Below are 311 nucleotides of genomic sequence, written 5' to 3'. Positions count from 1 at the left end.
TTACATGTATGCAGTTTTCAAGGTACGATATTGACTGAATCTTTATCAGTCATATAAGAAGAAAAGCTTTCTTTTCATCTTATATCACTGGTAAAACCAGTTATTATAACAGCTCTTCCCGGCTGATACGGGTTAGCATCGGACTTATCGATTATTTACTGGCTCCACCCTGTTTCCGACAGGGCTCACTTTCCAATGCCTGTATTTATGTTCAGCAGACTTGCGTCTGTTCTTTTCTTTTTAATCTGGCGACCACCTGCTCTCCCACATCGTCTCCAATGCAGTACCATCGGCCGCTTAGGTCTTAACCG

1 rRNA gene (running past one end of the window) is annotated in these 311 nt (G+C 42.4%); it reads right to left on the bottom strand.

Annotated elements, in window-relative coordinates:
* Positions 1 to 306: 306 nt before the first annotated feature.
* Positions 307 to 311, bottom strand: a 5S ribosomal RNA gene (rrf, locus tag DWX28_RS20885); it runs 111 nt beyond the window's last position.

Origin of the sequence: Blautia sp. AF19-10LB, assembly GCF_003461245.1 — a bacterium.
Taxonomy (GTDB): Bacteria; Bacillota; Clostridia; order Lachnospirales; family Lachnospiraceae; genus Blautia_A; species Blautia_A intestinihominis.
Note: the sequence above shows the minus strand (reverse complement) of the source record. Positions and strands in the feature narration are given on the sequence as shown.